The 9,121-nt window shown below is 42.9% G+C and carries 2 protein-coding genes; both read right to left on the bottom strand.

What is annotated here, in order from left to right; translation table 11 throughout:
• Window positions 1-736: 736 nt before the first annotated feature.
• Entirely contained in the window at window positions 737-5,182 is a 4,446-nt protein-coding gene (locus tag ACOQOA_RS00010; RefSeq protein WP_420546650.1) for an RNase H-like domain-containing protein, read from the bottom strand.
• Window positions 5,183-5,223: 41 nt separating this feature from the next.
• The gene (locus ACOQOA_RS00005) at window positions 5,224-7,326 is read right to left on the bottom strand and encodes a hypothetical protein (RefSeq protein WP_420546649.1); all 2,103 of its coding nucleotides are present in this window, start codon (window positions 7,324-7,326) and stop codon (window positions 5,224-5,226) included.
• Window positions 7,327-9,121 lie beyond the last annotated feature (1,795 nt).

Raw genomic sequence — 9,121 nt, 5'->3', positions numbered from 1 at the left:
TGCTTACAGGGTTGGCCAGCAGCACTAGCCTATGCCCAAATGACCTGGAAACGTTCAGACACGCCCTAGGACGTCCAGACTCCTCCAGTTACGTCCAGGCACCCCAGGTACATCCAGACCACCTTCAGACCACCCACAGGTCACCTAAAGCAGTACAGGAACTCCTGGAATGTCTGAAACTAAAACGAGAGAACTCCAGAGATTCTGATGCCCTCCAGGTCACCCAAACATAGGACTGGGGCCGCCATCATGGCTCACACCTACCCCTGGATATGTGGCGCATGTTTGTTACCTCACCACCCCTAAGGCTCCACCAGAGACACCCTGTAAGACTTCCTTCGTCCGGATCAGGAGGCTAGAGTGAATGGTACACAACAGGGGCTGATGGTCCCAGTTAAACCAGATATTCCAGTCCAAACCCATAGGAAACCTACCGGAATAAACCGGAATAAACCGGATTTAACCGGATGGAACACAACTTCCCCAAAATGTGGACCAAATACTCATCTCCCATTAGGCGAATCGGTCAATCACGACTAACAGACTGAACACCAGAGAGCACCCCTATCCCCTATAACCACCTAACCACAGGGGACCTTGGACTTACAATTATAATGGCAATTTCAGCAAAAATGTGAAAATCAATGTGCACTAGCTGATTCGGCGCGCAATACAATAGTTAAACAACATAAGAAACAACATTAAAGAAATTGTTTCCACCTTGTGGATAAACAATTTATAAACAGGTAATGGTTGTTTCTGCCGCCACAGGCCTAACCGGTGCGGCTGCCTTACGTTTCGCTCTTGTATTGTAGTGATGCGTAGCAGTGCCCTTGGCACTGTCAAAATCTGTGGAATAATCTAAATTTGAATCATCATCTGATGAATATCCAAAATCTCTATTGTGATGTAGGTACGACGGAACTGATGCAAAGCCATCTCTACTGTTAGCAGAGGGAGGTACTGATCTCTTCAAGTCGAAGAGCTGACGTCTGTTTACCACCTTATGCGGTGTGTATTTATCGGCGCCTAGCCGCTTTATGTAATACACGTTAGGCTCTTTATGATGGTCAGAAACATAATAAACATCAGACTTAAACTTGTCCTGAATCTTGTTTCTCCCTTCGGGATGGTTTCGCAACAGAACGTGGTTGCCTATTGGTATAACCAACTCCTTACCGGAAATCTGGCTCTGATTACGTTTATTGCTCTTCTTAATGTACTTTAAAGCTTGTTTATTGGCGAACATCATCGCATCAAGCTGTTGCTTTAACCAAACAGTCTTGGTCTTAAAGCTATCAGACTTATAATGCGACAGGCCTAGCCAATCATCACAAGGCGTTGGAGCCTTGCGCCCGAACATAAGTTCGTATGGCTGAAATCCTGTTGATGAATGAGGAGTCGAATTGTAAGCATAGACCAAAGAAGGCACATAAGTAGGCCAATTTGGTTTCTGCTCCTTGGTCAAAGTCCTCATAAGGCCAAATAAGGTCCTGTTGAATCGCTCACATATTGCGTTGCCTCTGGGATTGTATGGCGTTGTTGTTGATTGGCGAATGCCATACATTTTACAAAGATGAGAAATGATCTCATTATCGAAGGACCGTCCCTGATCACTGTGGATCCGGGCTGGAACTCCAAAAACATTAAACCATTTCTCTACTAATAATTTGGCAACTATGTTAGCCTTCTGACTGGTAGTAACAAAGGCTTGACTATACTTCGAAAAGGCATCAGTGAGAATTAGAATATTCTCTTTTCCACCTTTCGAAGGATCAGCTTTGGTGAAGTCTATACAGAGCAACTCAAGTGGCTGATTAGCTGTTAAAGTGCCTTGTTGAGTTCTGGGCTCTGTATAGTCACCTTTGGCAATATGGCACTGTTCACATTGGGCAAGCCAACGGTCAGTGTCGACGAACATTGTGGGCCAGTACACCTTTGAACGTAATAATTCGGTAACACGTTGTGCTCCTTGATGACCATTGTCATCATGGAGGGATTGAAGCACGGAATTGCGTAGTGAGAGTGGCAAAACTAACTGTTGAATTTCATCGTCGTCCATAAATGTTCGGCGATGCAGGACACCCCGTATTAATGATAGTCGGTCATACTGTAAAAGTAGTCGCCTAATAGGCTTCGACCTAATACGGTGTATCTCTGACAGTTTGGGCTTAATATTATTGGCAACGTACTCGTAAACCACTGATAATTGGTTACACCTCTTCTGCAACTCTGCCATCTTAGATGGAGATATGGAGTGGAAGAGTTTCACCTGATTCAGTTGGATGTCTACAACACTTGGAGTTCTAATGCCAATGGAGGAATTAGCCTCACTCACATCTGCGGTGCTTACCTGGACTTCGTGTTTGATCTTACAGGGAATTTTAGTAGAATCTAGACAATTATCGAGGATTTGGGAAACCATTTGATAAGAAATTGCTTCCCATTCTTCCTCATCGTCTGAAGACTCCGATGTTGAATCGGGATTTGCAGGCCGCCGACTTAAAGCATCAGCTGCCTGATTGGATTTTCCCGCCCTGTACTTGATGTCGAAGTCGAACAACGCGAGATCCGAAAGCCATCTGATCTGAGACGCGCCCAATCGTGATGTGCGCACATAGGTCAAGGGATTATTGTCAGTTAGAACAGTAAATTTACTGCCTATCAAATAGTCCCTGAATTTCTCGCACACAGACCACTTTAAGGCGAGCAACTCTAGCTTTGCAGAACTGTAATTTCGCATAGATTTCTCGTACGGTTTCAACGTGCGACTTGCATACGAAATAACACGCATCTTGCCGTTGTCGTCCTCTTGCGAAAGGACAGCTCCTAAGCCCTTGAGAGATGCATCCGTCTCAAGAAGGAATGGTTTGCTATAATTCGGATAAGCTAAAATTGGCGCTGATGTTAATGCCAATTTCAGCTTTTCAAATGAGTCATTATGTAGCTCTGTCCATTCGAATTTCGGGAGGTTCTGTTGTAATGGAGGTAGCCTAATCCTTGGACGACTTTTCTTCGTAGCTACAGGACGAATTAAGTCATGCAATGGATTAGCCCACTTCGCGAATTGTGGAACAAATCGACGATAGTAGGATGCTAACCCCAAAAACGAGTGAACCTCCTTTGCGTTGGTCGGAACTGGCCAATCCTTTACCTTCTGAATTTTGTCGGGATTTGGAGAAATCCCATCTTTGGATAGTATATGGCCTAAAAATAGTACCTTGGACTGGAAAAAGAAACTTTTCTTCGGCTTGATTTTGAGATTAAAGTCTTGGAGACGTTCCAATACCATCTCAATCCTATTTAACATCTCATCGACAGAGCTGCTAAAAATGCAGATGTCGTCAAGATAAAACAAGAGTGTGAGATATTGTTGGTCACCAAGACACATCTCCATGAGGCGACAGAAACTAGCTCCCGCATTGGACAGTCCGAATGGCATACGAGTAAACTCATAGAGGCCAGACGAGCCTGCACGGAATGCTGTTTTATGGATGTCAGCCTCATCCATAGCCAATTGTAGGTACCCTTGTGCCAAATCTATTGAGGTAAAACACATTGCTGACTTTACAGCCTGCAATGCTTCCTCAATGCGTGGTAAAGGAAAAGAATCACGGACAGTTACGGCATTGAGAGCTCTAAAATCAATGCAGAGACGTATCTCACCAGTTTTCTTTCGCACGATAACCACTTGTGACGCGTACGGGCTTCTGGATGGGCGTATAATCCCTTGTTTGAGCCATGTATCCAGGCATTTGCGCACTTCAGTTTGCAACTGCACTGGAATCGTACGGTGCGGTAAGTAAACAGGTTTCGTGGTCGTTGTTGGTATTGTATGCTTGAGGCGGTCACAAAGACCTAAATCCTCGTCGCATAAAGAGAATACGCCTTGATGATCGTAAACGAGCTCAAGGAATCGTTTCTGCTGTGATAGCGACAATTCCACTCCTCCGAAATTAACCGGAAAAGGGAGTCGCGCCAGTTCCTTATCAAAATCAAATTTCTTGGAATTGAACTTAGGTCTAGGCCCAAACTTAGGCCTTTCCTTCTGTTCAATTCCTTCAGTCGAATTCCTGTCTCCGGCTTTCTCTTCTGTCTGAGTAGAATTGACAGAAAATATGTCTGCCTGTACATCCGGAGTAGGTACAGGTTGGAACAGAACTTGAACATTATTAGCATCACGGGACATGATGGAATGATAGTCCCATGGACAATGATCTACCTCTACAATGTCTGCTGCTAGTAACTGTTGTTTGATCCAGACATTGTAGGAATTAGTATTGACGAGGGTAACTGGTACTTTATTTGATTTGCTGGGAGTGACTGCGGTACGGTTGACCACGACCCCCAGCGGTAGATTATTTTGGGATCTTGCCTCAATCATGCAGGAAAGTCGCCTGGCTTTCTTGGAAGTCTTGCCTTCTACGACTTTCACCGAATTGGCAGGGATACAAATAACCTTGCGTGGATCGCCAATCCACACCTGTCCAAGAATTGTATCCTGAGGATCAAGATCCTTGGGTACTGAATTGCAGTTGATATTTGAAGTTGTGGCCTGAATTTCACTATTAGAAGTATGAGAATCATTCTGAATACTCTGACCTTTGCTCTGGTGATACAGAGTACACATTTGGGCGAAGATCAGAGGATGAACCTCTTCTGGGCACCGAAAGGTTTCAAAGGCTTCAAATCCAAATACCTTCCCGAATTCCTCGTACCCGAGCCGGATCAGATTACATCCGATAACTCCGGGAGTACGGGTACTATATTGGGATTCAAGAACTGTACTAGGATCCTTGACCACTAGAAACCCAACAGATGGTATTCTGAAACCAAGAATAGAAACGTCGGCCTCAAAATATCTTGTGACCGGCATTTCTTGATTGTTAGCGGCAGAAAGGCGAAACAAAGAATGTGCTTCTGCCAATTCTTCCGCTGTTCCGCGTAATATCGGCAAAATGTATTTGTTAAAATACGCCTCACGAATGAGCGTCACCATGGATCCTGAGTCCAACAAAGATGGAACTTTTAAACCCAAGAATTCCATGGTAATGGACGGACATTGTGAGACTGCCCTTTTCAAAATACGCTGTTTGGTTTCATTAGACACGGCGCAGCTCTTTAAGGTTTTCACGATCTGTTCAAATCGATCCTCAAATTTAGATAAGGAAGGCGGGTCCAACTTAACCCCTCCCCTGACTCCTCGACCCTGGGGAGCAGGAGTTACAAGTTTAAACCTTCCTCCTGTTTCTTCTCTTGATCTGCAATGAACTTGTTCCGAGCATCAAGCCTGAGACAATTTTCAAGCAGATGCCCGGTGTCTTTGCAGTAACGACAGGACTGATCTGGATCAATATTTCCATCCTTACCCGCTGCCAACTGAGAAGGACGAGGTTTCCCTAAAAAGGGCTTCGGCGTGTATTGTTGATTCGAATTCTGACTGGTCGACCTTCTGCCAGACTGACTAGTGAACCTAGTCTTTGTGGCAGAAAGTGCATTGGAAAATGCCGTGGTCAGTGTGGCTGGGGAAAGTAACTCCCTAATTTGGGAATTTTCAGCCACTGCCTGATCTAACTTTTGCCGAAGATCCTTAATTTGGGCGGATTGTGCATGAATCTTCTTGTCCTTCTTAATGTTAGATGTTGAAGGTTTATTCGAAGATTTGATAGATGATGGAGGCGCATCCGCTTCTTGGTCTTCTTCTTCTTCGGCTTCTACAGATTTTGTGGTGACTGGTTTTAAGCTGGCCTTGGCGATAGCTTTGCGTCGAGTATCTAGTACTCGGGCCAACTCATTCCTAAACTCTGTGAAGGAGCACTTCGACATTTGGACCAAAAGAGTCTTAGCTATGGACGCGCTGTTTCGATCCAATAACTGACTCGCATAACGCTGCTTTAGGGTAGTATCCAAATTAACCCTAAAGTCAGGTTTTTTGATTATTACCTTGCGGGCCAAGATTTGGAGTTCGTCCGCAAAGGCTTCTTCGGTCTCCTTCGATTTCTGCGCACGGCTATAGAATTCCGCCAAAAGGTTCGCCTCGTCGTCGCCTCCTTGGAAGGCGACGCTCAAGTGTTTCAGCAGATCTTTGTATGTAATCACGCCGCCGCAAAGGTCTAATTGAAATTCGACCTCGCGACGGGCGTTGTCAAGAGTCTGTTCCTTGATGAGCTGGATGGCGGACTTGTTATCCAGCTCTCTGTCGTGTATGTTGGCGAGTATGTCCGCCCGCCATGATCTAAATACCAATTCGGCGTCAGCGGAATATCCGCCGCGCAACTTGGTAATTTTCGGTTCCCGCATACGCCGGAACTCTTTCGACGCCTGTGCCGCAGCTGCAGCTGAAACCTCAGCTGCTATCGTGGCTGCGTCATGAGCGGTACCAAGTTGGTTTGGCGAAATACCACTCACGTCGAATGTCCTATTCATCGGCCCCTCAGAAACTCCGCGGTACGGGGTCGATGAACGAACAGGCATTTGTGTTGAATTGGTTGCCGGTACATTAGGGTTGATGCCAGATTCTGCAGCGTCCGACTCCAGATCAGGCTTGGTTAACCTGTCCCCGAATCGGACGTGCTTTTGGAAGGAATATGCTTGATCTGGTGACTCGTACACTGCGGCACCTCTTCGGGTGTTAACAGTGCCAGGAACATAATTAAAGACACCTTCCCTCAGATTATTACCTTCCTGGGATACACCCTCTGAAGGTACTGAAGGTAAGTCTCTCTGGCTGGTAATTGATTCCTGGAGAGCCTGGATCTGTCCCTGAAGCTCAGCAATGATTGTTTGTTGCTCCTGAGCTCGGGACTGCTCTTCTGAAAGACGCTGTTCAAATTGAAGCACCGCTCCCCCGACAGCCATCTGGATGTCAGAGTCACGATCCTTTTTCAGGGCGTCTAACTCCTTGCGTAGTTCTTTTGTGTGGCTTTCTGAGGTTCTAAGAGCCTCAGACGCCTCTTGAACTAACACGGCCTGCTCAGAGTATTTCTTATCCAATTCTTGGTAAGCTAGCTGATACTCTGTAGCAGCATCTTGGAAAAATTTGGCATCGTCAGCGATGTCACCGGTTCCAGAACCTGTCTCATCGATGGTCGTCAGGTGGTCAGGATCGGTGACATCCTCTTCATCAGATTCGATGGGAATACGTCTTCGAATGATTACACGCTGTGGTAAATCCTCAGGGGCGACTTGGTCAGCCGGGATCTCCACAGTTTCAACTTCATCCAAATGTCCCATGTCCGTCTGAGGAATGATAACCACCTCAGTACCAGCTGGCCGCTCTTCTAAAGCCTCTCTGGAGGTAGCATCCAGCAACGCATTGGAAGCCATTCTAGACTGCCTATCCTCTTCAGCCCTAGGGTCTCGAGGATTTTGAGCCTTTTTGGCAGCTTTGGCTGCGGCCGGATTCACCGCCTCCATGAAGCTTTTGATAAATGAAGTAGCCATAATACAATGTTACAATATTGATGCACAAAATGAATGAAAATACAATTTAAGAAAAATAAACTGAATGATAATGAAAAAGATGATGATAAATGATTGTCAAGATTAAGTTCTCAAATTTACGAAACGGATTGGTTCGGATAAATATCCGAACAAATTTAAAAGAGTTGAAGGAAAAATAAACAAAGGCCTAAAGATAACAACTCTCAGTTACAAGAACTAATCCCAGCCGAGCTTCTTCCCTAAATTTTGTGAAATACTTGAAAATTAAACAACGGAATTAAAAATGTGTGTGTGTTCCCAAAGACAAGACAAATATAATTATCACAGATATAACACACACACACGCACCCCCCAAATAATTTATTGCTTTTGGGATACCAAAAACCAAAAACAATAAAATATGATCAAAAATGGTAAATAAGTAACGATAATTTAAACCCCGAAAATGAACAAAGAAATAAACAACATTAAAATTTTCGGGAAATTATTGCCCGTAGAAAAAGTATGAAAAATTTTATTATATATATCACCGGCAACAGTGCATGATATATAAATGATTATTTTTGTAGTTTACAAGGCCGGAAACTGTTCAGAACACATTGAAATACAATATGAGAGAACAGTACAATATCCGGAAAACTACAATAGAGGATCAAAATATATCTAAATATAGTGCCGACGACACAGACAATAAAATTTGAAAATAATGATGACAAAACAATAAAAAGCGAAAATGGAATGATCAAAATTGATCAGACAACATTTTCGGTAAGTTAATGAAAATACTAAATATAATGGGTTAGGGACACAAATGAAGCCAAATTGATTCCCCTAACCAATCTGATAAATTATTAAATATTTTAGAAAAATTGAAAACCAATATTCTCTAAAATATCAAAATCAAATCTAAATACCAATATAATAGACCCAAGAACCAAAAGTCAAAACACTAGAATGAAAATGTGATCTCATCACACCTCAGAAATTAATCTAAGTTGTGGTTACCAAGGAGATAGAAAGTGAACAATTCTCTATCTGATTGAAACAAAGAAACAGAGATGAAAGAGATAGTGACTAACGAGAAACCCTTTGTTGTCAAGGAGGTAAACCCCTTGTTACTAGGGAAACCCCTTGTTACTAAGGAAACCCATTGTTGCCAGGGTAATAAACCCCTTGTTGCTAGGGTAATAAAAAAAGTAATAAATTTAAGTTTTTTGGAAAAATCCACAAAATTCAAAAACAATCATTATCATCAAGAATAAGAAACATCAATATGTATATGTAAGGAAATACATGAGAAAATTAGAATTCTAGAAAATAACCAGTTACTTAATCAAATATCGGTAAACAGATATTATATATGAAATCTATTAGCTGAACTGATAAATCCATTTGGTTCAGTAACTAAACAGACCAAATGTCTCAGAACAGACAATAGACAACAAAAAGAAATGACTCAATAAATCCTATGGTTAAACAGGTTCAATGAGCCAAAATATTAAATAGATTGTTAAATACCTCAAATATCCATTAGTACATAATATAATCTGACCAGATGGATACATTGGGATTATTTGATCATATTAAAGAAAATATATAATAAGTATGTATGAAGTTGAATAGACAAAGGATACATAAATAAATGACTCATTCAGTACTAAACTCAAATAAACCAAAT

Origin of the sequence: Curvivirga sp. (genome assembly GCF_965219885.1) — a bacterium.
Taxonomy (GTDB): domain Bacteria; phylum Pseudomonadota; class Alphaproteobacteria; order UBA8366; family Aestuariispiraceae; genus Curvivirga.
Note: the sequence above shows the minus strand (reverse complement) of the source record. Positions and strands in the feature narration are given on the sequence as shown.